The sequence below is a fragment of the Natronotalea proteinilytica genome, from assembly GCF_055379935.1.
Genome location: NZ_AP043947.1, coordinates 3,368,866 through 3,391,704 on the forward strand (window position 1 = coordinate 3,368,866; position 22,839 = coordinate 3,391,704).

Consider the following 22,839-nt stretch of genomic DNA (forward strand, 5'->3'; position numbering starts at 1 on the left):
TGCGTTTCTAGCGCTTCATGTTGTACGTTATTACTCTAGCATAGCTTTATTCCACGCCATGCCTACCCGTAGCGATTGGCCGTCTCGAACTGCCACCCGCCTGCGCCGAGCATCACGCGCTGGCACCGTTCCCCACCCAGCAACTGGTCGTCCCTCTATGGATGATAACGTAACCCAGCTCCTTGTCGAATATCAAGAAGGTGAAGACGGTGCTGCCGAACAGTTGTGGGCGGCGGTATACGACGAGCTCAGACAACTGGCGCGTCACCGCATGAAACGGGAGCGCCAGGGGCATACACTAGGCACCACCGCCTTAGTGCACGAGTGCTACCTGAAGCTCATTGATCAAACCCAGGTGGAGTGGGAAAGTCGGCTCCACTTTTATGCAATGGCCTCACGCATCATGCGCAACATTTTGGTGGATTATGCGCGCCGTCGTACCGCCCAAAAGCGGGGAGGCGGAGCCCCGCATGTTGACCTGGAAAAAGTCCAGCTTTCCGACCAGCACGAAACGGCGCATCTCTTTATTGCGCTAGACGAGGCTCTTGCCCAGCTTTCTGCAATGGACGAACGCCTTGCTAAAGTGGTTGAGTATCGGTTCTTTGGCGGAATGACCGAAAAGGAAATTGCACAGTTGCTCGATCTGTCGCCCCGCACAATACGGCGCGATTGGCGCAAAGCAAAAGGCTGGCTAGCCCGAGCGCTGTCTGAACCCAAAGCCTAACCGGTAAGGGATGGCCGCCGTGGCGTATCCTCCCCGTTCTATCTTGTAGCTGTGTCTCATGTCATTGGTTGAAACTCATTGGTCGGCCTTAAGCGATGCCCTCGATGCGGCCCTCGATGCGCCGCCCTCGCAGCGCAAAGCCGTTATCGAAGATGCTTTTCCAGATGCCTCCGACCTTCGTGAAGAAGCGCTTGCGTTGCTTCAAGCAGCTACCGGAGCCCCTACCGTACTTGATGGAAATGCCTGGGATTGTGCGGCATCGTGGGTAGAGGGCAGCGAGCTTGTACCGTCTGAATCGTCAGCCTCGCTAGCACCTGGAACGGCGTTGGGGGCCTACACAATAGACTCGATTATTGGCACGGGCGGAAGCAGTCACGTGTACAAGGCCCAGCGCAGCGACGGTCTGTTTGAACAAGTCGTGGCCATTAAGGTGTTGCGCGACAATCGCATGGCGCACTTTGCAGAGCGCTTTGTGATGGAACGCCAGATCTTGGCCGCCCTCGACCACCCTAACATTGCGCGTGTATTCGACGGCGGTACAACACCCAATGGCTATCCGTACTTCGTAATGGAGTACGTAGACGGCACCCCCATCACCGAATACTGCGACACGCATGCGGCCTCCGTCGACGAGCGGCTTGCGCTAATGCAACAGGTTGTTGATGCGGTGCAGTACGCCCACCAACAGTTGGTCGTCCATCGGGACCTCAAGCCAACCAATATTCTGGTTACGAAAGACGGCACGGTGCGCCTGCTCGATTTTGGGATTGCCAAGGTGCTTAAGGGTGCCAGTAGCGAGCATGCCCCTCCGTTTCCGATGTTCGAGACGCAGACCGGCTATCATCCACTGACTCCGGGATATGCCGCGCCCGAACAGATAGAACAAGAGGCCATCACTACGCGCACCGATGTCTACGCGCTTGGGCGGGTGTGCTACGAACTGCTCTGTGGATGCCGCCCCGTTGATGTCGACACCACCGGTCCCTATGCGTTGATGCAGGCGGTATGCGAAGGCGATCTCGACCCAATGCACATTGCGTTCGACCGGAAGCCATCGGATGTACAGGAAAAATTGGCCACCCAGCGTAGCACCGACCCTACAACGTTACGGCGAACCCTGCAAGGCGATCTGGAGGCTGTGGTTCAGCAGGCGCTTTCTTGTGCGCCAAGCGATCGATATGGCACGGCTGCAGACTTTGGACAGGATGTGCAGCGGTTCCTCGATGATCGTCCCGTGCATGCACGTACGGCAACCCCATGGTACCGAGTCCAACGATTCATAAGCCGCAATCGGTGGAGTGTGGCAAGCACGGCCTTGGCATTGATCGTGGTGCTAGGCTACGCACTAACCATCACGCTGCACTCGCAGCAACTGGCTGCCGAACGCGATAAATCGGAGGCAGTGACCACCTTTCTGACGGATCTTTTTGCGTCGTCTAATTTGCAAGCGGCTCCCGGGAATCCTGATATTACTGTACGTGAAGTCGTAGACCGAGGGGCCGCCCGGTTGGATACAGACATGGACGCGGCTCCGCTCATTCAGGCCGATTTGCAAGCCACGCTTGGCGAAGTCTACAACAGCCTGGGCTTGTATGATGATGCAGAGGGATTATTGCGCAATGCCTTGGAGACGCGAATCGACGCATCTGCCTCCTCCGAAGATATAGCCGCAAACAAGCGGTCTCTCGGATATCTGCTGTTCCGTACCGGAGCATACGAAGAGGCCGACCACTACCTTACCACGGCACTGCGCCAGATGGAGCAAACGTATTCGGATCAAGACCCCGAGCTTGGATCCTACCTCAACAGTTTGGGGCTACTTTATAATCAAACCGGCCGGGGTACAGAGGCCGAGTCGCTGTTTCGGCGTGCCCTTGCACCGGACTCTGAAGAGCAGGCTGCACCACAGGCAACCTATCGACACAACCTGGCGATTTCGCTGCAGCAACAAGGCCGCTTTGACGAAGCAATTCCTGTGCACGAAGAGGCCATCGAAGCATTTCAAGAACACTACGGAGAAAATCACCCCTCCTATGCGTCGGGCCTTGCTCGATATGCCTTTACGCTGCATTTGACAGGACGTCTTGAAGATGCTGCGGCTTACCATGAAGAGGCACTAGCACTGCGGCGTGACCTGTTACCGGCAGAGCATCCACATATTGCGTCGTCTCTTATCCGTATGGGGTGGGTCGAAGTAGAGCGTGGGCGAGCAGAGATCGCCGAGCCGATGATTCGCGAAGGGCTAGACATGCTGCAGCGCTTTGTACCCTCAACGCATTGGGAGATGCAAGCCGGGCGAGGCATTCTGGGTATTGCTCTCGCAATGCAAGGAGATGTCGACACCGGGCGCGCTTACCTCGAAGAGACGTATAATCGTTTCAAGGAAGATTTTGGGGCTGATGATTGGCGAACCCAACGCACACGACAAGCGCTTGACCAGATTTCTTTTTTCATGCCGTAGCGCCACATAGAATAGATCCGTACATCACTTTTTACTAACGGAGTACGAAGTTACGAAGAGAGAAAGCGTTATTGGGTTAAAGCGTAATTATGTAACGCAATTGCTTTCGGGCGTCCGGTATATGTACCATTTCTCGCATATATCAATCCCCACCCATCATTCCACTTTCGCTGCATGGCCAATCGGTGCTTATGAATCAATCAGAAGAGGCTTACTGGAAATCTGTTCATGCTCATATCGATGCGTTATTAGACCGTCCGATTGAAGAACACGACGCCTATCTCCAGGAGCACTGCGAGAATGCTCAAATGCGCCGCGACGTGAAGTCGTGGCTCGGATATATTTACGCTCCCACGCAAGTGCTCGATGCTTCGGCGGTTTCGTATGCGCACGCGCTCTTAGACGACCATCAACCTCCGGATCGTCCTCCACTGTGGAGCAAGGCATCGGGAGACCGTTCGAAGCAAAACGGAAAAGCGTCTGATGAAACGCCGGAATTGCCGTCGGGCGGGGCACCTGATACGTGGAACGCGGAAGCTACTGAGGTGCCGCCTCGAAGGTCACGCACAAGTTCGTTTGGGCGATGGGCTGCCGTTGTTGTGTTTGGGGTGGTGTTGTATTTGCTCTTCTGGAGCCGTTAACAGTGGTGGGCAAGGGAGATATGCGATCCGTGCAGCGTGTTCAAAACCCATCTTGACAACACAGCCACCCAAACACAGTCACCCAAACACAGTCACCCAAACACAAAAGCCAGTGCCCCATAGAAACACTGGCTTCGCCGTCGCTGAGACAGGCGGTGGCAATCCGGCAATCGCATCCGCTGTTTCAGGAACGGACCACGCGGGTATCGGCAAAGTCATCACCCCAGCGCTGCTGGTCGTCACGCGTGATTACGCGGTAGCCTTCGTACAGAACGAGAGCCAGCCCAACCAAGCTGACTGGGAGAGCAAGGAGCCATCCAATAAGCGGGATAGCGCCTACAAGAGCACTTACCACTCCCAGGGCAAAGACCCAGTTTCGACGTGCTGAGGTCTCAATGTTCATAGGAGCCCCATCAACACGCTCGACCTTCAGGTTCATTATGTGCTTGCCAAGCGAGCGCTGGTTCATGAAGTCCAATTCAAGCCCATCGCGGACAAGAAAATAGATGCCTCCCAGCAAGCTCCCTAGAGCGGCTGAAAGCGGAGCTAAAACTGCACTTACCACCGCAACCAGCACGCCATCAATCAGGAAAGCCAGAAAGCGCGTTGTTTTGTCGGGGGGCGTATCATTGGATGGAGAATCCGCATTAGGATCAGGGGAAGTAGGGGATGGACCGGAGAGCGTATCAGACATAAGCTATGGAACCAAGTTCAACAGGGTAGCACGATGATCGACACGGCCCGTTATTCAGCAGCGGCAGGTCCTTCGTAGGAGGCTTGGCCAAAGGCGAGCATGGGCAAAAAGATGATACCCAGGAAGGTAATCCCTAGGCCGTATAGGACATCCTTCCCAAAGCTTTTTGCTAGATCAATGTTAATGATGATAGCAATAATAAAGTTAACGACCGGGATAATTAAAAGGATCAGCCACCAAATAGGCCGCCCGATCATTCTGAGCAACACGACGATGTTATAGATTGGGATTAGTACAGCCCAACCAGGCTCGTCGGCTTTCTGATAGATTTTCCAGCCCACCGCGATAAAAAACAGCGCGATCAAAGCCGAGATTAGTAATCCAAAGACGCCAATAGCTTCTTCCATAACGCACAGTAATTAGTTTGTGGGGGTAGAGGAAGGAAAGCCTGCAGACAAACTGGACACTTCACACAGGCTCATTATAACTAAGCGCAAGCCGTAACGGTATCCGGACACTTCATCGCAGAATATCTTTTCGAACCGTTTGCTCGTCCGCTTTGGTGGGCAAAACGGACGAGCACGCGGAGTGGGACTATCAATCAGTTGCCAATCAGTTGCACGGAATCCCATCACGGTCACTGGTGGCTGGCGCCCCGAACACCGCAGCACTAAGTGCGGGCACCGATATCGTGCCATCTGCTTCAGCGATGGCATCGCGAAGCTGTGTATCGGTGCTGTTGGCATGCATAGGGTGCAGTTCCAGCGCAGAGAGCCCATCAAGCGTGATGGACTGCGTATCATCATCTGCATTGAACACAACAACAAGTCCATCCCAGTCGTCGTCGAGCGCAGGACCAGCGCAGGCGCCATCCGAAATGGTCATGGCAATGATACCGGGCGTTTGGTCGGGCCCGGTGTTATGGAAGGCGACACGCTCCTTAATCTCGGCAGCGCTGGCAAGACGAAAGAGCGGACTGCTGTAGCGCATTTGCAATTGCTCAAGAAACAGTTCGTGAGCAGTTTCCATGTGGTCGGTCTGTACTGCAAAGCGGTCATCGCGCAGGAAGTCACGCATGTCATCCCAGCGGTCTTCGTTGTCCCACGCCGGCGGTAGCCCCCGTGCCCACCCATGTTCAGACAGGCTAAAGTCCACGAGATTGAACCAGTCGCCCGAGTCGAAGCTGTTGCGATCGAGCGACTTTGAGCGCAGGATGTCGCTGCCCATCTGGTAGAAAGGCACCCCCTGTCCATAGTTGATGAATGCGTTGCTTAGCATGTGCACACGCACGCGGTCGTCCATCGACAGGTCGCGGGGGAGCTTGAGTTGCGTGTTATCCCACAGTGTCTCGTTGTCATGCTTGTCGATGTAGTTCACCGACTCCTGCGGCTGCTCGGCATAACCGATCATCTCGTGGCTGCCCTCTACGGTTTGTCCTTCGCGGTTTTCGTAGGTGTACGAGGCCAGATTGCCCGTCATACCCACGCGGATGCGATCGCCGGCGTCGAGGAGTGCATTGAGTGACTCTTCATCGGCATCTTCGTTGGGGAAGAGGTGCAGGCCGTTTGCAAAGCCTTGCTGGCGTCCGGTATCGGTGAAGTTGCCCCCACGGATGGCATCGCGCATTCGGTCGTTAAAGTTGCCGATGCCCGTGCTTCCCATGTTGAACTGCGTGGCCTGATCGAAAATACGATCGTCGGCCACCTCACCGAAGTTCCACCCTTCGCCATAGATGTAGATGTTTTCGCCATCTACGCCATGCTCTTCAAGGGTAAGCTCCGCAAGCGCATCGCTTACGTTCTCCATCGTGGAGCGCGGATGATGCCCCATCAGGTCGAAACGAAAGGAGTCGATCTTGTAGTGCTTGGCCCAAAGTACGATCGAGTCGACGATCAGGCGCTCTACCATTTTGAACTCTGCGGCGGTGTTATCGCAACAGGTCGAGGTTTCGATGTCTCCGGTCACGGGATCGTAGCGGTGATAGTAGCCCGGCACCACCTTATCGAGAACCGACTCGGGATTGTCAACAGAGGCAAAGGTGTGATTATACACCACATCTTGCACCACATGTAGATCGATATCGTTAAGCGCACTCACCATTTCGCGTAGCTCCAGCACGCGTTGCGATCCATCGGGATCGGTGGAGTAGCTGCCTTGTGGCGCGTTGAAGTGGAACGGGTCATATCCCCAATTGAACCCTTCGTAGATAGCCATGCCGTCCATGCGCCCGGGATCTCCGTAAGGCGCCTGAATCGCTTCGGTCGCAGGGTCTTCGTCAGCCAGCTCGGCGAACACATCTTGGATAATGCGGTCGCCATGCTCTTCACAGGCAGCTTCGAGGCCATCGTAATCGACCAGTTCGCAGATACGCTCATACGGATCGGTGATGTCGACGCGGTCGTCGAGGTCTTCGTTGACGGTGGCAATGTCATTGAAGGGCAGCAGGTGGAAATGCGTAAGCCCCGCTTCGCTCAGGCGTTGCAAGTGCTGCATTCCGTCGGAGTCGGCGTGCGTGAAAGCGCGGTAGGTGCCGCGATGCTCTTCGGGAACGGTGGCATCGTGCACGCTAAAGTCGCGCATGTGGCCTTCGTAGGCGGTGATGTCGGTAGGACGAGGCTGCTCTTTCTGGATGGCATCCCACCCGTCGGGTTTGAGGGATTCGTCATTTTCCAGGTCGACAAACTGGCTGTATTCGCTATCGGTAGACAGGCTGACCGAGTAGGGATCGGTGACCTCGAAGGTGTGCATTTGGTTTGTCGTAGGATGATACACCTCAACGTGGAAGCGATAGAACTTGCGATCCCAGTCTGCGTCGCCGTCAAATCGCCAGACTCCATCTGAAGGCGGCTCTTTGGAGGGCTCAAGAAGATCGATGCTATTTTTGTCGGCATCGAAGAGCTCCAGCTTAACCGATTGCGCAGTAGGCGCCCACAGGTATACAGATATGGAATCATTGAAGCCTCCATACTGCGGACCAAGCGGTCCTTGAGGCCCGTCGTCGTAAAGTTCTTCGTCGTAGGCAAAGTAATAGTCGATGGCACCATGGCGCTGTACGAGGGTCGCATCGATCACCTCATCGTTTTCATTGTAAGCCACCGCTACGAGTTGTCCGCGTAGAGCCTCGGTGGCCGTGGCTCTGTCGGCGTCGAGTTCGAAGGCAGGCGCGTCGGCAATGTGGCGGTACGGGGCATCGATCTCCAGGTCAATGCCCGCCGTGAGTGCAAGGGGGTCTCCGCCCGATACGGCTCCGTTTTCCACCTCTACATCAGCATCGAGACTATACCGCAGTTCGTAGGAATCGGCATCTGGAGCATCGACCCAGAGCAGATGGGTGCGGTCAATCCAATGAGCAGCAGCTCCGTCTATGGCATCAGACGGCGCCTCGGCATCGGGCGACACGTCGCAGGCGGTAAGCCCTAGCAGGGCAAGGGTGAGGAAAAGCGAAAGCAGGCGGGGCATCATAATCAGAACAAAAACAGAAGGTACACGAAGGCAGCACAAGCGCCTGCCTATATGAAACGGAAACGAATGGGCAATGTCCAGCACGATTCAACTGTAGAGAATACCTTTACACCGTATCAACACCCTGTGAACACCGGAAGCGCTTCGGTTGACGTGGTGAACCCTTTGCCCGCATGCATCGTAGGTCGTACCTACCCCCGCAGCCGCGCAATCTTCACCACAAATCTGACGGTCTACCTGTGAGCTCTCTCGGTTTCAATACCGGCTACATCGAAGAAATCTACAAGCAGTATTTGGATGATCCGCAGAGCGTGAGCGAAAGCTGGCGCGACTTCTTTGCGGATTACGAGCCGGATGCTTCGTTCGTAGCCGCCCCCCCTTCTCCTTCTGACCCGGCTGACGTTTCAGCTGATTCTGATTCGGCAGAGCCGTCGGCTCCCGAATCGGCCTCGGACGGTGCGCCAGCGTCTAAGCCTACCTCGAAAACGCCGGATGTGGACGTGCCCGAAAAGCCAGCGCGTCCGGCTGGCGATGGAGCCGTGCAGCCGATTCGTCCAGCTTCGGCGCCCACAGTAGCCGACGATGTAGAGGTGCACGCCATGCGCGGTGCCTCCGCTAAAATCGTTGAAAACATGGAGAACAGCCTGGGGGTGCCTACCGCTACGTCGGTACGCACCATGCCGGTGAAATTGCTCCTTGAAAACCGGAAGCTGCTGAATGACTACCAGCGGCGTGTAGGCGGCGAAAAAGTGTCGTTTACGCACATCATTGCGTATGCGCTGGTGCAGTCGATGAAGAAGTACCCGGATATGTACAGCACCTTCCAGCGCGACGAGGAAGGCACGCCGCAGCATATTGTGCCTGGGCAAATCAACCTGGGGCTGGCTATCGACATCGAGCGGCGTGGCAAGCGGACGCTGCTCGTGCCCAACGTGAAAGATGCGGGCAGCATGACATTCGCCGAGTTCCTGGGCACGTACAACGACCTGATTGATCGTGCTCGCAACGGCGACCTGACGCTCGCTGACTTCCAGAACACCACCGCCACTCTCACCAACCCGGGCATGATTGGCACGTCGATGAGCGTAGCCCGTCTGATGCCGGGGCAGGGCGTGATTGTAGGGGCAGGCGCCATTGGCTATCCGCCTGAATACCGTGGATATCCCAGCGAAGTCGTGAGCAAAACCGGCGTATCTCCGGTTATGACGCTCACCTCCACGTACGATCACCGCGTCATTCAGGGCGCTACCAGCGGCAAGTTCCTGAACTACATCGAACAGCTGCTTAGCGGCGAAGATGAGTTCTATCAGCAGCTTTTTGCCGACCTGAGCGTCCCGTATCAGCCGTTTGGTATGACGGCAGACACGACGCCGCAACTCGGTGCGCACGAGCCGGGAAGCGATCTGGACATGACCGAAAAGCAGGCGGCTGTGCTGCAGCTCATTCGAGCATACCGCGTGCGCGGCCACCTACAGGCCGATGTCAATCCGCTCGGCTACCAGTGGCGCTACCACCCCGAACTCGATCCGGCGACCTACGGACTTACCGTGTGGGACCTCGACCGCGAGTTCATTACCGGAGGGCTTGGTGGCGAAGACATGCTGCCGCTGCGCGAAATCCTGAGCATCCTGCGTGAGGCGTACACCCGCAAGGTGGGCACCACCTTCATGCACCTCTCGGATATTGAGGAGAAAAACTGGATTCAGGATCGCATTGAACCGATGCGCGACGCCGATCCGCTTTCGAATGAAGAGCGGCGGCACATCATGAAGAAGCTCAACGCCGCCGAAGCGTTTGAGCGCTTCTTGCACACCAAGTATATTGGTCACAAGCGCTTTTCTCTGGAAGGCAGTGAAACGATGATTCCGATCATCGACACACTGCTCTCCGATGCTGCGGCCGACGGCATGGAGGAGGTCGTAATCGGCATGGCCCACCGCGGACGTCTGAACGTACTCGCCAACATCATTGGCAAACCGTACGAGCAGATCTTCTCCGAGTTTGAAGGCAACATCGATCCGAGCACAGCGCAAGGATCGGGCGATGTAAAGTATCACCTGGGCTCTGAAGACACCTTCACCGGATTCACTGGCGAGGATATCCGCGTCACGCTGGCCTCGAACCCGAGTCATCTAGAGGCTGTCAATCCCGTCGTACAGGGTACCGTGCGAGCGAAGCAAGATCGCCTGCGCGACTACGATCCAACCTCGGAAAACAACGCCCGGAACGGAGTCTTTCCGCTCCTTGTGCACGGCGATGCGGCGTTTGCCGGACAGGGCGTGGTGGCCGAAACGCTCAACTTGAGTCAGCTGACCGGCTATCAGACAGGCGGTACGGTGCACCTGGTCATCAACAACCAGATTGGCTTTACGACGGTGCCTGCGGACGCGCGCAGCTCGACTTATGCCACCGACATTGCCCGTGCTATTGAAGCCCCCATCTTCCACGTTAACGGCGACGATCCCGAAGCCTGCGTGCGCATTGCCCGCTTGGCTCTAGAGTACCGCCAGCGGTTCAACAAAGACGTGGTCATCGACTTGATGTGCTACCGGGTCCACGGCCACAACGAGGGCGATGAACCGACCTTCACCCAGCCGCTGCTCTACGAGAAAATCGAGGAGAAGCGCTCGCCCCGTAAGCTGTACACCGAGCAGCTATTGCGACGTGGTGAGGTGGAGCCCGACGAGGCCGAGCAAATGCTCGACGACTACCGCGGACGGCTGCAAGAAGCGTTCGAGCGCACCAAAGATCTAGAGGAAAAGGATGCCGAGAAGATCATTGATCAGCGCGCGCAACGTAAAGGAGACGACCTGCTTCCCTCGGTAGATACCGCTGCTGAGCGCCCCCACCTGGAGCGGGTGGTCGAGGCGCTCACGAATCGACCCGACGATTTCAACGTCCATCGCAAACTGAAGCGGCAGTTCGACAAGCGTGACGACCTATTCTTCAAACAAGAGCGTATCGACTGGGCGTTTGCTGAGTCACTCGCTTTCGGGTCGCTGCTGCAAGAAGGAACGCCCATTCGCATGAGCGGACAAGATACGCGCCGGGCCACGTTCAGCCAGCGCCACGCGGTGCTTATTGATCAGGAAGATGGCAGTGAGTACACGCCGCTCAACAACCTGGCGGATGAGCAAGCCCGCTTGCTGATTTATGACAGCCTGCTTTCGGAATACGCCGCGTGCGGATTTGAGTACGGGTATTCCGTCGAAGACAAGGATGCGCTTGTTATTTGGGAAGCGCAGTTTGGCGACTTTGCCAACGGCGCGCAGATTGTTTGGGACCAGTTTGTGTCCTCTGCTGAACAGAAGTGGGGCGACACCTCCAGCTTGGTTGCTCTCTTACCGCATGGCTATGAAGGGCAAGGCCCTGAGCACTCCTCGGCCCGCCTGGAGCGTTACCTACAGCTTTGTGCCGAACAGAACATGATCGTGGGTAACTTTTCGACGCCTGCGAATTACTTCCATGCGCTGCGACGCCAGGTGAAGCGGGACGCGAAGAAGCCGCTTATTGTCATGACGCCGAAGAGCCTGTTGCGGCATCCGAAATGCGTATCCACGCCTGCCGACCTGACGGACGGCGGCTTTCAGGAAATCATTCCTGCCACCACAGATCCCCTTGGCGTAAAACGTCATGTCTTCTGCAGCGGGAAGGTGTATTACGACCTGCTCAAAGCACTTGAAGATGATGACGAGTTGCGCAGCCAGATTGCGATTACGCGGGTCGAACAGTTCTACCCCTTTCCAAAAGAAGCCGTGCGGGAAGAGATGAAGCGATATCAGTCGGCCCAAGATGTGGTGTGGCTACAAGAGGAGCCCGCCAATATGGGCGCGTGGACGTTCCTGCAGCCTCGCTTCAACGAGCTACTGGAAGCCCTACACGGCACCTGCGAGGAACGCATTCACTATATGGGACGTCCGGCCAGTGCTAGCCCGGCTACCGGCTCCGCGAAGGTCCACAAGCGCGAGCAAGAGATGTTCATCAAGGACGTGCTCGACATTTAGTGCCTGTTTGCCTTCGCAAGAAAGCTGCAGAAATGTAGAAAGGGATGCCCTCGAAAGAGGGGGTCCCTTTTTGCGTGGTAGACAGCATGCATGTCATTGACCAACGCAAAGGATACTGACGAATCAAAGGGCCTCCCCAGAGCTCGGGGTGTGCTTTCGGCTTCAATCGAAATGACGGCATTTGCAAAAGGCACGCTGCCTCAACAATAGCCCCCATCCACCGAATACGCGTCGCGATGCCCCCAAGATCATGGCTGCCGTGCATCCATGGTTCATTCGAACTTTGCAGGATAACATGTCCGGTCCGATTCGGTCTTTCCGCTTACCTAAACACAAGACGAACGGGCAGTCTAGCAGGCACCCTCTTCTTTCTTGCTGAACGAGTTCTTTCTTGCTGAACGAGCACGTTGTTACAACCAACTGTTTCGCACGATACTTCACAACCACACAGTACCATGTTATACAAACGCACCAAAACCTCTTTCCTCATTCTTTCTATTGCAGCACTCGCTGTAATGGTAACGGGATGCGACTTATTTGGCTCGGATGATGATGAACCCGAAGCAGAGAATGTTGTCATTGTTGGTACCGAGGTAAGTGGCGACTTTCTAACGACCGGTCAGTTTGGCCTTTCGGCTACACCGGTCGATGTGGATGGCGAAGCCATTTTGCGTGAAGACCTCGAAGCCGATGTCGAAATGCGTGTCGCATCGTCTAGTGACGCAGCCAGCCGACTGGAGCAAGACATCGAAATCATTGCCAGCGTGGAAGCGAATCGTATACGTCAGCCGTCTGGAGATGACCTGGCTATTCCGGTTAACCTGGATGGAAGCGGAAGCATGTCGTGGACCGACCCCGACCGGAACCGTGTAGATGCCACGCGCGCCTTCTTCGATGAACTGGAAGATGGCAACGTAAACTTTGAGTCGGCGGTAGTAGAGTTTCCTGGATCCAACGCCGATCCGGACTGGAGTTGGACCGTCATGTACCAAGACTTTACGAGCGATGCCGACGCGCTACGCGAAGCCGTTGATGAGTCAACCGCCGGTGGTGGAACGCCAATGTGGGAGTCGATGCTCGAGATAATCGAATACTCAGAGCAAGAGCGCCCGAACAGCAACTACGAGAAGGGCGTTATTCTTCTTGGCGATGGATTGAACAATCGGGGCACTGCAACCCTTCAGGAGGTATGCGATGCCGCTAACGCGAACGATTCGCCAGTTTTTGGGGTTGGATTTGGCCCAGCTTCCGATGTATCTGATTCAGCTGAGAGCGACGCCGTGGAAGCTATGCGCGAGGTTTCAGAATGCACGGATGGCGATTACCTGGGAGTACCCGATGACAATGTCGAGGAAACCTTTGCCAATGCCTTTTCTGCATTCGGAACGTCTACGTCTCTGGGCGCTGTACGATTCGATGTGCAAATTGAATCGGGCCTCGAAGAAATCCAAGAGCAAGGCGTTGAGCGTCTTGAAGGCACTCTGAGCATCACATCGGGAGGCCGCACAGTAGAAGGCGACTTCATCTTCGGCGTACCGGAGCCTTCTTCCTCGGGCGCGTTCATCCTGCGCTAACAGGTTCTTTCCTACAACGAGAAGTTCTTTTCTTGGAGGTATTCCAAGACGGCTGCTGCGTCTCCATTTGCGGAGGGGCAGCAGCCTTTTTTGTGCCATAGCCTCACGCATCTTCCCATGCCTTCATGATATCATGCCTTCATGATATATAGAGTGGTCTCATCAGGTCTACAAGAAACCCACCCCGCGCCTGATGCGTGAAGCACGGGGCACGCGCAGCTCCGGGTTGTTCACCGAGAGCGAAAGCGCTTCCCACTCGCTGTTCGTTTGTTCGCATCTACCCGCCTTTATGCCCGACTCCGACGACCGTTTTTCCGATCTTGACCGCCGCCGTCACGAAGCCCAACAAGGCGGAGGCCCCGAACGCATCCAACGTCAGCACGACAAAGACAAACTCACCGCCCGCGAGCGCATCGACATCTTGCTCGATGACGACTCATTCGAAGAACTTGGCACCTTCGTGCGCCACCAGTCCACTGCGTTTGGACTCGACGAAAAGCGGCCCTACGGCGATGGCGTGGTAACGGGCTACGGCACCATCGAAGGGCGGCTCGTATACGTGTTCAGCCAGGATTTTACGGTGTACGGCGGTTCGCTTGGACGCGCGCATGCCGACAAGATCGTGCGTCTCATGGAGTTGGCCCTCGAAAACGGCGCGCCCCTCATTGGACTCAACGACTCGGGCGGGGCACGTATTCAAGAGGGCGTCGTGTCGCTGGGCGGATACGCTGATATCTTCAAGATGAATACCGATGCCTCGGGCGTTATTCCGCAGATCTCCGCTGTGATGGGCCCTTGTGCCGGAGGAGCCGTCTACAGTCCGGCCATCACCGACTTCACGTTTATGGTGGAGGGCACCAGCTATATGTTTGTGACAGGGCCCAACGTAGTAAAAACGGTAACCCAGGAAGAGGTCACCAGCGAGGAGCTTGGCGGCGCCCAAACGCACGGATCCAAAAGCGGCGTCTCGCACGTTACCTGCAACAACGATGTGGACTGCCTCCTACGCATCCGCGAGTTGATGGGGTACCTGCCTCAAAACTGCGAGGAAGATCCGCCTCGCATCAACGCCCCTGAGCCGAATCGCGACCCTGAAGCGATCGACGCCCTCGTGCCCGACGAGCCCAACAAGCCGTACGACATGCGCGACGTCATTACGCATGTGGCCGATGACGGCGATTTCTTCGAGATCCAGCCCGACTACGCCGAAAACCTGATCGTTGGCTTTACGCGCATCGATGGGCGCTCGGTGGGGGTCGTGGCCAACCAGCCCGCTGTACTTGCCGGGGTGCTCGACATCGACGCCTCGCTCAAGGGGGCGCGCTTCGTTCGGTTCTGTGATGCGTTTAACATCCCCCTGCTCGTGTTTGAAGATGTACCCGGCTTCTTGCCTGGCACCGACCAGGAGTGGAACGGCATCATTAAGCACGGAGCCAAGCTGCTCTACGCCCTGTGCGAAGCCTCCGTCCCCAAGGTTACGGTCATTACGCGCAAAGCCTATGGCGGCGCCTACGATGTGATGAACTCGAAGCACATAGGTGGCGACCTAAACTTTGCCTGGCCGACTGCCGAAATCGCGGTGATGGGGCCCAAGGGCGCTGTTGAGATCATCTATCGCAAGCAAATCCAGGCCGCTGATGATCCCGAAGCCGTCAAAGATGAGTTTATCGAGCGCTACCGCGAGCAGTTTGCACATCCATACGTAGCCGCCGAGCATGGGTACATCGATGACGTCATCAAGCCGCACGAAACGCGCGAGCGCCTCATTCGCGGATTCGACATGCTCGAAAACAAGGTCGATAACCCGCCCAAGAAAAAGCACGGCAACATTCCGTTGTAGCGTCTAACAGAGCCTAGTCAAGTGTGAGCGAAACGTAAAGTTGGACGGCTCGTACAGACCCACGTAGTGTTCTTCTGAATGGCTATAGAGTGCATGTCCGATACCCCCAATCCGCCCCTGGTTCCCGATTCGAAGCTCAAACGCGTAGCGCGTCGCCTCAAAATCATCGGCGATCCGGTACGGCTGCAACTCCTGAACTTGCTTCGGGTGCACACTGAGCTTAGCGTACAGGAACTGGTTGACGCCTCCGGACAGCGCCAGGCCAATGTAAGCAAACACCTTGGCATTATGATGCGCGAGGGGCTGGTAAAGCGCCGGAAGGAGGGCGTCAACGCTTTTTATTCGCTTGACGACCCTAGCCTCCCCGGCATTTGCGTGTTGGTTGCCAATCAGGTTGAAGAGCCCGAGTAGCCCTGCACATTCCGCCCATCAACCCTATTGTTGTGTCACACGTCAATCTTCGGGTAACGCATGTACCCTCTAACGTACCCAGAACTAACTCACGTCCTTGTCATTGCGAGCGGAGCGAAGCGCCCCGACCGCAGGGAGGAAGTGCTCCTGGAGTGCAATCTCATTGCTGTCAGACCGGATGCAGCCGCCCAATCAACGGCATGAGATCGCCACGTCGGTCGCAGGGCTCCCTCCTCGCGATGACAAGTTTGGACCCTAACAATCACGTGTGACAAAGCACTATACTATGGATGCCGTTGAGCTACAGCGCTGGTTAGGGGTGGTGTTTATCGTTGGATGTGTGCTGTTGAGTTACCCCATCATGACGGTGTACAGTGTGCCCGCCACAGTGGGGGGCATTCCCGTGCTCTATCTCACACTGTTCAGCATCTGGGTGGCACTTATTGCCGCCACTGCACTACTCATGCACCAGGCCGCCCCCTCTGCCACCGTGGATGAGTAGCCGATGGATCCAACGGTTCTTCTCTTTGCTGCAGCTGCCTACCTCGGGCTTCTCTTTGCCATTGCCTACTACGGCGACGAGCGCGCCGACCATGGGCGCAGCCTGGTCAACAACCCGTACATCTACGCGCTGTCGCTGGCCGTTTACTGCACCGCCTGGACGTTCTACGGCAGCGTCGGCTTTGCTGCAACTGAGGGCATCAATTTTTTGCCCGTCTACATTGGTCCCACTCTCATTGCCGTGCTGTGGTGGGTCGTTATGCGCAAAGTTGTGCGGATCAGCGCGTACGAACGCATCACCTCCATCGCCGACTTTATCGGCGCCCGGTACGGAAAAAGCGCGCTCCTGGCCGGGCTCGTCACCGTCTTTGCTGTGATTGGCATTGTGCCGTATATAGCGGTGCAGCTCAAGGCCATCTCCACTAGCTTTGGCGCGCTGAGTGCCCCACTGGAACCGACCGGTCCGTACCCGCCCATCTGGCTGGATACCGCCTTCTATGCTGCTCTCGCACTCGCACTGTTCACCATTCTCTTTGGCACCCGTCACCTCGACGTCACCGAGCGCCACGAAGGACTGGTTGTAGCCATCGCGTTCGAGTCGGTTGTGAAGCTGATTGCATTCTTGGCTGTCGGGCTATTCGTAACCTTCAGCCTCTACAATGGGTTTGGCGACCTCTTTCAACAAGGCGCCACCGTGCCCGATATCCGCGCGCTCTATACGGTAGATGCCGAACAGGGCGCCTACGCCGACTGGATCTGGCTGACTGGGCTGTCCATGCTCGCCGTGCTCTTTTTGCCGCGCCAGTTTCAGGTTACGGTTGTCGAAAACGTCAACGAAGACCACTTGCGCAAAGCCGCCTGGCTGTTTCCGCTGTACCTGCTGCTCATCAACATCTTTGTGCTGCCCATTGCCGTTGCCGGGTTGCTTCAGTTTGGGGATGCCACGCAGGCCGACATGTTCGTACTCGCGCTGCCCCTGCACGAAGGCCAATCCGCTCTGGCGCTGCTCGCGTTTATCGGCGGACTCTCGGCAGCCACAGGCATGGTCATCGTCGCCGCCACAGCCCTTAGCACCATGATCTGTAACGATCTGGTGGTTCCGCTGCTGCTTCGCATACCCGGCCTCAAGCTGAATGAGCGCCGCCGCGTAACAGGACTTATTCTCGGCATCCGGCGTGTGGCCATCGTCGTGGTTATCCTGTTGGGATACCTGTATTTGCGGGGCCTGGGCGATGCGCCGTCTCTTGTGGCCATCGGACTCATTTCGTTTGCGGCGGTGGCACAATTTGCCCCTGCCATTTTGGGCGGGCTTTTTTGGAAGCGAGGCACTCGGGCCGGAGCACTGGCCGGACTCCTTGCCGGCATGGTCGTCTGGACCTACACGCTCCCTTTGCCCGGCCTGACTGAATCAGGACTTATCAGCACCTCGTTCGTCACAGAAGGTCCCTGGGGACTGTCGATGCTGCGTCCGCATGCGCTTTTGGGGCTCACTGAATTGAATCCGGTGCCGCACACGCTGTTTTGGACACTCCTGCTGAACGGAGGGCTCTACGTGGTGGTGTCGCTCTTCACCCGGCCTTCCGTGCTAGAGCAGAGTCAAGCTGCCCGTTTTGTGGATGTGTTTCGATATGCGCGGCCCCGCAGCGGCGCATCGTGGCGCGGTACGGCGCAGATGAGTGATCTACGGGCGCTCCTGACTCGCTTTCTGGGGTGGACTGCCACCGAAGAGGCTCTCGAAAGCTACTGCACGCAGAATCAGATGGAGAGGCTGCCCGATACCGCCAACGAGGAGCTTGTCGACTACGTGGAGACGCTTCTTTCGGGTGCCATTGGAGCTGCCAGCGCTCGGGCCGTGGTCGGGTCGGTTGTACAGGCCAAACCCTTGCATATCAGCGAGGTGATGGACATTCTCGATGAAGCCCAGCAGGTGATGGCGTATAGCCGCGAACTGGAACAGAAAAAGGCCGAACTCGAAGCCGCCACCAACGAGTTGCGGGCCGCCAACCGCACGCTCAAGGAGATCGACCAGTTGAAAGACGACTTTGTCTCGACCGTATCGCATGAGCTGCGCACCCCACTTACATCCATCCGGGCGATCTCTGAAATCATGCACACCACCACCGATCTCGCGCCCGACCAACAGCGCGCGTTTGCGTCCACCATCTTGCGTGAAACTGAACGGCTTACACGGCTTGTAAACCAAGTGCTCGACCTGCAACGACTAGAAGCAGAGCCCGAGCTTGATCGCATCGTAACCGATGTGCGTCCGGTCGTAGAAGATGCGCTCGATGCCGTGCGCCCCCAGTTCGCCCAGCAAGACATTGCGCTGCACGTGGCATGGCCCTCAAAAGCCTGCCCTGTACACGTAGACAAAGACCGGCTTACGCAAGTGCTGCTCAACCTGCTCTCCAACGCAGCAAAGTACAGCAGTTTAAACGCCCCACAGGCCCAGGTGGCAGTGCAGATTCAGCAACACAACGCGTCTGTCACGATTGCCGTATCAGATAACGGACCGGGCATCCCTCCAGACCAGCACGAAGCCATCTTTGAACGCTTTCGGCAGGCCCCAAATCGGGTGGGCCCGCAAGCGGGGAGCGGTCTTGGACTTGCTATCGCACGCCATATTGTGGAACGCCATGATGGAACAATTACCGTAGAAAGCACGCCGGGCGACGGTGCAACATTTCGCATCCGCCTCCCCCTAACCCAAGCCAACATAGCCACCTAAGGCCCTTTCGATATGCCGCATGTGCTGATTGTTGAAGACGAGCCCAGCATTGTTACGCCGCTGCAGTTTTTGATGCAGCAAGAGGGATGCTCGGTGCAGGTCGTGAACGATGGTGCCGAGGTACTCTCGGCCATTGAGGCAAAGCGCCCCGATCTGATCTTGCTCGATGTAATGCTGCCTTCACGGAATGGCTACGACCTGTGTCAGGCTATTCGCAAGCGCGATGCATGGAACGATATCGCGATTATTATGCTTACGGTGAAAGGCCGCGATGTAGACATTGAAAAAGGATACGCAATGGGCGCAAATGATTATATTACCAAGCCTTTTGCCGTAGCCGATGTGGTGTCTACCGCTCGGAAGCACTTGTCCTAACGCCTCGTTTTTGCTGATATGATTGGGTCTGCGTTCATGACAACACCCCGGCAACGTGCCCTGCTCAATGCGATGGATGATGCCATACTGGTGTGCAAGCAAGACGGCACCATAACGGCATGGAACGAGCAAGCTTCTGTGGCGCTTCAGGTCAACTCCGATCAGCTTCAGCATGCCTCGCTCACACAATGGATCCCCGAAGCCACCTGGCACCGGCTGCGTACGGACACCGTCCCCATCATTGTACCGATCCACGACACCTCATACCGGATGCATGCCACCGCGTTGGATCAGCACGCGATGGATTCGCCCCACTGGCTGCTCCACTTGAAGACCACCCCGTCGCCGTCCTCCGCGCCCAGCCACGACCTGCTGCGTGACCTGATCGAGTCGATGCGGGCGCCACTCGCCAGCATCCGAGCTGCTGTTGAAACGATGCAGCAGTACCCGCAGATGGATCCCGACGCTGCAGCACAGTTCACCGATGTAATTGCCGAACAGAGCGTGCGCCTAACGGACATACTTGACGCCACAGGCGAAACATACACCCACCTGTACCACAAGCACCAAACCCTCGAAACCATGGACGGGGCAGCGCTGCAACGCTGGGTGCCCACCGTGCTACGTGACGTGCTGGATATCCCCATTTGCACCACGGAGGAGGCCGCGAGCGGTTCGCATGTACGCGTAGACCCACACACGCTGGCACAGGGCCTGGCTTTCGTCAGCGAGCGATTCGTGAATGCCACACGCTGCAAGGCGCTCGATGTTGACGTGTGTGCCTCCGATAAGGTTGTGCATCTCGACCTCACCGGACGCGAAGGACGCGCGATTACCGATGCCCGTCTCGCCAGTTGGAAGGCCGACACGGTGCCCTGGGGCGCCTCTGTCATGCAAGTCACGCTACAGGCGGTGCTCGACCAGCATGATGCCCAACTGTGGACCAACGCTACCCAAGACATCCCTTCTCTGCGACTGGCCTTTCCACGCTCGCTTTCGTAGCGGCATATCTGCATGAACGACACTTAGCTGTAACGAGCATCGCAAAAAAAATATCGGCTGGCCCTTGACAGTCCCTTCTTTAATTATTACGTTTTGGTAGACTATTCAAGGAAGCGCTTCCGCTGGAGGCGCCCAAAAGGGGTTTATCGGACTGAACCCCACCTTCTATTACTAACGAGTAATAACTTGTTGTCTCTTTTTCGACTATCCCTGTATCCGCTATGAGTAAGGAAACTTCGCAAGTAACGGCGGCCTATTCGGGCCGCGACGACCAGTATCCGCCGTCTGATTCCTTTCGCGCCGATGCTCATGTGGGATCGGAAGCCGAGTACGAGGCCATGTACCAGCGTTCCATTGAAGACCCCGAAGGCTTTTGGGGCGAGCAGGCCACACGCATCGATTGGTTTACCCCGTACGATACCGTCAAAAACGTGTCGTACGAGCCCGGCAACGTCCACATTGAGTGGTACGCCGGCGGCGTAACCAATGCATGTTACAACGCGGTTGACCGCCATGTTGAAGACGGTAAGGGCGATCAAACGGCCATTATTTTTGAGCCGGATGATCCCGACAAGGCCGATCCGGAGCACATCACTTACAGCGACCTGCAGGAGCGGGTAGCCACCTTCGCCAATATCTTGAAGTCGCATGGCGTCGAGAAAGGGGATCGCGTCACCATTTACCTGCCCATGATTCCAGAGGCGGCCTACGCGATGCTGGCCTGTGCCCGCATTGGCGCGCCCCACTCGGTAGTGTTTGCCGGGTTCTCGCCCGATGCCTTGGCCGACCGTATCCAGGATTGCGAATCCCACTACCTCATCACCGCCGATGAAGGCAAGCGCGGCGGCAAGCGCGTTCCGCTCAAAAACAACGCCGACAAGGCGCTGGAGCGGTGTCCCGACGTTGCCCATACACTGGTGGTGCAGAATACCGGCGGCAACATTGACTGGGACGACGACCGCGACGTGTGGTATCACGAGGCGCGCGAATCGGTTGATGCCGACTGCCCCTGCGAGCCGATGGATGCCGAAGACCCGCTCTTTATTCTCTACACATCGGGCTCTACTGGCAAGCCCAAGGGCGTTATGCACACCACGGCAGGCTACCTGGTGTACACCAGCATGACGCACGAGTACGTGTTCGATCTGCACGACAATGACGTATTCTGGTGCACCGCCGATGTCGGCTGGATTACGGGCCACAGCTACATGGTGTACGGTCCGCTCATTAACGGTGGCACCCAGGTTTTCTTTGAGGGCACCCCCACGTATCCCGATGCCTCGCGACTATGGCAGGTGGTGGACAAGCACGACGTGAGCATCTTCTACACCGCCCCCACAGCCATTCGTGCGCTCATGCGTCAGGGCGAGGAGTTTGTCGAAAAGACGGACCGCTCCTCCCTTCGCGTGCTGGGCACCGTGGGAGAGCCGATTAATCCTGAGGCATGGCGGTGGTACTACAACGTGATTGGCAATGGAAACTGCCCTATTGTGGATACGTGGTGGCAAACTGAAACCGGCGGCATTATGCTCACCGGTCTGCCCGGTGCCGTAGCGCAAAAACCAGGCTCGGCCGCCAAGCCGTTCTTCGGCATCGAACCGCAGGTGCTCGACGCCGCCGGAAAGGAGCTGGAGGGAGCCTGCGAAGGGTTGCTCGTTATCAACGACTCGTGGCCCGGACAGATGCGCACGGTGTACCGCAATCATGAGCGGTTCCAGAACACCTACTTCTCGCAGTTTGCGGGCAAGTATTACACCGGCGATGGATGCCGCCGCGACGAAAACGGCTACTACTGGATTACCGGACGCGTTGATGATGTGCTCAACGTAAGTGGTCATCGCCTGGGAACCGCTGAGCTTGAAAGTGCGCTTGTGGCTCACGACAAAGTGGCCGAAGCAGCGGTGGTTGGCTATCCGCACGAAGTGAAAGGCCAAGGCATCTACGCATACGTCACGCTCATCAAAAGCGTGGAGCCCTCCGATGCGCTGCGCGATGAACTGGTGCAGTATGTGCGCCAGCAAATCGGCCCCATCGCCACGCCCGACCATGTGCAGTTTACGTCGGCGCTCCCGAAAACGCGCTCCGGCAAGATCATGCGGCGCATTATCCGCAAGGTCGCCTCGGGCGAGTTTGATGATCTGGGCGATACCAGCACGCTCGCCGATCCCGATGTCGTCGATACGCTCATCGACAAGCGCAAACGCGTGGAACTGGACGGCAGCGACGCCTAATTCTGGCATGCGCCTCCCAACCACCGAACGCTCAGCCTTTGGGATGGAGCCCGACGGCTGAGCGCTCGAAAACCAATCATCGACGTGCCCGGCTACGGGATGGAGCCCTACCGCCCGGCCTTCGATGCCATACATTCTATCAACAGACGAACTCCGCGTATCTGCGAGCGGCTGATGGAGCAGCCTCACGC

Annotated in this window: 15 protein-coding genes; 12 read left to right on the top strand and 3 right to left on the bottom strand. The window is 57.0% G+C overall.

Annotated features, from left to right (window positions below; genetic code table 11):
- The first annotated feature begins 58 nt into the window (after positions 1-58).
- The 3 genes from ACZ5AL_RS13430 to ACZ5AL_RS13440 all read left to right on the top strand — a co-directional run bounded on the left by ACZ5AL_RS13430 (position 59) and on the right by ACZ5AL_RS13440 (position 3,826).
- Positions 59-724 carry a sigma-70 family RNA polymerase sigma factor gene (locus ACZ5AL_RS13430; RefSeq protein ID WP_464511022.1) on the top strand — a complete coding sequence of 222 codons (666 nt, stop codon included), beginning with the start codon at positions 59-61 and terminating at the stop codon, positions 722-724.
- A 58-nt stretch (positions 725-782) separates the two neighbouring features.
- Positions 783-3,185, top strand: a complete 2,403-nt coding sequence (locus ACZ5AL_RS13435; protein WP_464511024.1) for a protein kinase domain-containing protein — start codon at positions 783-785, stop codon at positions 3,183-3,185.
- A 191-nt stretch (positions 3,186-3,376) separates the two neighbouring features.
- Positions 3,377-3,826, top strand: coding sequence for a hypothetical protein (locus tag ACZ5AL_RS13440; RefSeq protein WP_464511025.1), 450 nt, complete (start codon positions 3,377-3,379; stop codon positions 3,824-3,826).
- A 184-nt stretch (positions 3,827-4,010) separates the two neighbouring features.
- On the opposite strand, the gene ACZ5AL_RS13445 is transcribed toward ACZ5AL_RS13440, so the two are convergent.
- The 3 genes from ACZ5AL_RS13445 to pulA form a co-directional block, all read right to left on the bottom strand.
- Positions 4,011-4,520, bottom strand: a complete 510-nt coding sequence (locus tag ACZ5AL_RS13445; RefSeq protein ID WP_464511026.1) for an RDD family protein — start codon at positions 4,518-4,520, stop codon at positions 4,011-4,013.
- Between the two features lie 50 nt (positions 4,521-4,570).
- Positions 4,571-4,927 (bottom strand): DUF5684 domain-containing protein, encoded by a 357-nt coding sequence (locus tag ACZ5AL_RS13450; protein WP_464511028.1) that lies wholly within the window; start codon positions 4,925-4,927, stop codon positions 4,571-4,573.
- Between the two features lie 205 nt (positions 4,928-5,132).
- On the bottom strand, positions 5,133-7,982 hold the full coding sequence (gene pulA, locus ACZ5AL_RS13455) for a pullulanase-type alpha-1,6-glucosidase (protein ID WP_464511029.1): 2,850 nt from the start codon (positions 7,980-7,982) through the stop codon (positions 5,133-5,135).
- A 239-nt stretch (positions 7,983-8,221) separates the two neighbouring features.
- On the opposite strand from pulA, the gene ACZ5AL_RS13460 reads away from it, so the two are divergent.
- The 9 genes from ACZ5AL_RS13460 to acs all read left to right on the top strand — a co-directional run bounded on the left by ACZ5AL_RS13460 (position 8,222) and on the right by acs (position 22,648).
- On the top strand, positions 8,222-11,986 hold the full coding sequence (locus tag ACZ5AL_RS13460) for a multifunctional oxoglutarate decarboxylase/oxoglutarate dehydrogenase thiamine pyrophosphate-binding subunit/dihydrolipoyllysine-residue succinyltransferase subunit (RefSeq protein ID WP_464511030.1): 3,765 nt from the start codon (positions 8,222-8,224) through the stop codon (positions 11,984-11,986).
- A 455-nt stretch (positions 11,987-12,441) separates the two neighbouring features.
- Positions 12,442-13,560: a vWA domain-containing protein gene (locus ACZ5AL_RS13465; protein ID WP_464511031.1), complete on the top strand. Its 1,119-nt coding sequence runs from the start codon at positions 12,442-12,444 to the stop codon at positions 13,558-13,560.
- Between the two features lie 289 nt (positions 13,561-13,849).
- Positions 13,850-15,400: an acyl-CoA carboxylase subunit beta gene (locus ACZ5AL_RS13470; RefSeq protein ID WP_464511033.1), complete on the top strand. Its 1,551-nt coding sequence runs from the start codon at positions 13,850-13,852 to the stop codon at positions 15,398-15,400.
- A gap of 93 nt (positions 15,401-15,493) precedes the next feature.
- Positions 15,494-15,811 carry an ArsR/SmtB family transcription factor gene (locus tag ACZ5AL_RS13475; RefSeq protein ID WP_464511034.1) on the top strand — a complete coding sequence of 106 codons (318 nt, stop codon included), beginning with the start codon at positions 15,494-15,496 and terminating at the stop codon, positions 15,809-15,811.
- A 268-nt stretch (positions 15,812-16,079) separates the two neighbouring features.
- On the top strand, positions 16,080-16,313 hold the full coding sequence (locus ACZ5AL_RS13480) for a hypothetical protein (RefSeq protein WP_464511035.1): 234 nt from the start codon (positions 16,080-16,082) through the stop codon (positions 16,311-16,313).
- Positions 16,314-16,316: 3 nt separating this feature from the next.
- Positions 16,317-19,040, top strand: coding sequence for an ATP-binding protein (locus ACZ5AL_RS13485; RefSeq protein ID WP_464511037.1), 2,724 nt, complete (start codon positions 16,317-16,319; stop codon positions 19,038-19,040).
- A 12-nt stretch (positions 19,041-19,052) separates the two neighbouring features.
- A complete protein-coding gene (locus tag ACZ5AL_RS13490) occupies positions 19,053-19,415 on the top strand; it encodes a response regulator transcription factor (RefSeq protein ID WP_464511038.1) in 363 nt (120 codons plus the stop codon).
- A gap of 18 nt (positions 19,416-19,433) precedes the next feature.
- On the top strand, positions 19,434-20,417 hold the full coding sequence (locus ACZ5AL_RS13495) for a nitrogen regulation protein NR(II) (RefSeq protein WP_464511040.1): 984 nt from the start codon (positions 19,434-19,436) through the stop codon (positions 20,415-20,417).
- 221 nt (positions 20,418-20,638) lie between these two features.
- Positions 20,639-22,648 carry an acetate--CoA ligase gene (gene acs, locus ACZ5AL_RS13500; protein ID WP_464511041.1) on the top strand — a complete coding sequence of 670 codons (2,010 nt, stop codon included), beginning with the start codon at positions 20,639-20,641 and terminating at the stop codon, positions 22,646-22,648.
- The last annotated feature ends 191 nt before the right edge of the window (positions 22,649-22,839 follow it).